This window comes from Mycobacterium sp. ENV421, from assembly GCF_002887815.1.
Classification (GTDB): domain Bacteria; phylum Actinomycetota; class Actinomycetes; order Mycobacteriales; family Mycobacteriaceae; genus Mycobacterium.
In genome coordinates this window covers 1-1,725 of the sequence record NZ_PDHO01000107.1, presented here as the reverse complement: position 1 = coordinate 1,725, position 1,725 = coordinate 1, and the positions used below count along the sequence as shown (strand labels likewise).

The 1,725-nt window shown below is 69.3% G+C and carries 4 protein-coding genes; 3 read left to right on the top strand and 1 reads right to left on the bottom strand.

Annotation, left to right across the window (positions count from 1 at the left end; translation table 11 throughout):
- The first annotated feature begins 42 nt into the window (after window positions 1–42).
- The 3 genes from CRM90_RS31540 to CRM90_RS29845 are packed head-to-tail and all read left to right on the top strand — an operon-like array spanning window position 43 to window position 819.
- Window positions 43–156 (top strand): DUF4244 domain-containing protein, encoded by a 114-nt coding sequence (locus tag CRM90_RS31540; protein ID WP_502693337.1) that lies wholly within the window; start codon window positions 43–45, stop codon window positions 154–156.
- 35 nt (window positions 157–191) lie between these two features.
- On the top strand, window positions 192–482 hold the full coding sequence (locus CRM90_RS29850) for a TadE family type IV pilus minor pilin (RefSeq protein WP_102810434.1): 291 nt from the start codon (window positions 192–194) through the stop codon (window positions 480–482).
- Entirely contained in the window at window positions 472–819 is a 348-nt protein-coding gene (locus tag CRM90_RS29845) for an Rv3654c family TadE-like protein (protein WP_286145677.1), read from the top strand. Before CRM90_RS29850 ends, CRM90_RS29845 begins: the two co-directional genes overlap by 11 nt.
- A 15-nt stretch (window positions 820–834) precedes the next feature.
- Here CRM90_RS29845 and CRM90_RS29840 read toward each other — a convergent pair.
- Window positions 835–1,725 (bottom strand): PAS domain-containing protein (locus CRM90_RS29840; protein ID WP_102810432.1); only part of this gene is annotated, 891 nt, incomplete at its 5' end.

Here is a 1,725-nt window from a genome sequence, read left to right as displayed (position 1 = left end):
CCAAAGCCGTAGATGCGCGCACATCAACTGAGGTGAGGGTCGATAAGCCTCACCGCCGCGGCGTTCGGGGCGATCCTCTACAGCGTGGTCACCGGCGACTCGATCGTCGGCGCGTTGACCAACATCATCAACCGTGCGCTGAACACGAAGGTCTAACCGGTGACGGCGGTTTCGCCACCGTCGAGGCGGCCCTGGCCATCGCCGCTCTGGTGGTGGTCCTGGTCGTCTGTGCCGGTGGAATCACCGCGGTCGCGATGCAGGTGCGCTGCATCGACGCCGCCCGCGAGGCGGCCCGGCTGGCGGCCCGCGGTGATGAGGCGGGCGCGGACACCGCGGCCCGTTGGGTCGGGCCCGCGGGCGCGACGGTGCGGATCCGGCATGACGGGGGCTTCGTCGTCGCGACGGTCACCGGGAGGTCCCGGCTGCTGCCCGGCGTCGTCATCACCGCCGACGCGGTCGCGGCCACCGAGCCTGGCGCGTGACGAGCACGGCGTCGCGACCGTGCTGGCGGCGGTGCTGATCGCCACCTTGGCGGCCATCACCGTGGCCGGTGTCCAGATCGGAAGCGCCGTGGTGGCACGGCATCGGGCGCAGGCGGGCGCGGACATGGCGGCGCTGGCCGCGGCCATGTGGCTGACCCAGGGGTCGGAGACCGCGTGCCGGCAGGCCGCAGCGGTCAGTCGCGCCATGGGCACGGCGCTGAGCGGGTGCGACGTCGACGAGCTCGACATCGTGATTCACGTCGAGGTTGCGACGGGACGCCTTCTCGGGGGCCGTGCGCACGCCGCGGCGCGGGCGGGTCCCGTAGAAGCGCACTAGACCACGGGACGCTGGCTAGCTGGTGGAGGTGCCCTTGGCGGTCAGTCGCGCTGCCGACAGTTCCGCCGCGGTGGGCAGACGCAGGGTGATCAATCCGGCGAAGATGTTCTTGTCCACCTCGACCCGGTTGACGGTGACGTGGATCGGCACCCAGCCGCCGTCCACGCCCGGCAGTCGCAATACCTGGCTGGTACTGCCGGTCGCGAAGTCGTCCGCCATCGGGATGAGTAGGTCGCGGTCGTCGGGGTGGAACCGGACGCTCTGGCGCCAGTCGTAGTGCGGGCACGGATCGTCGAGCCACTTCAACAGCTTCCACGTGTTGAGGTCGACGAGGGCCCGATGGACGCCCGGCTGTGACAGACCGTCGAGAATGCGCTGCGCGAGATGATCGGGCGGCAGCGCGCCCTCGTCGAGGTCGCAGCGCAGGTTCATCGCCCGGGCGACGAGGTGCTCGGTGGCGTCGTCGGCCATCTCCGATGCGGTGCGGGCCACAAAGCCCGCTCGAATCGTCTCGCCATTGCTATCGGTGAAAGTCCAAGTGGTGCAGTATGTTCGGCCGGGTGCGGCATCGATCGCCAGGGCCAGTACCTTCGCCTCGTCGCGGTTGAAGCTGCGCGACGGCAGATCCTCGGCGAAAGCCCGGCCGTGCGTGGGCTCCTTGGTGGGATCCAGCCCGGCGTTTACCAGCGATTCGACGGTGTCGGTGGCGATCCCGAGGGTCATGTCCCACTTCAACGGCCCCGGTATCGGCCGCTCGGGTGGCTCCGCATCGGCCTGGCCGATCCAGACGTGCACACCATGTATTCGACCGTCGGACATCTGGACGGGCTCGGTGCGGATCACCCGGTCGCTCTTAGCCTGAAACCGTGGACGGGTGATTTCGTGTTGCCCGTTGACGTGGTTGTT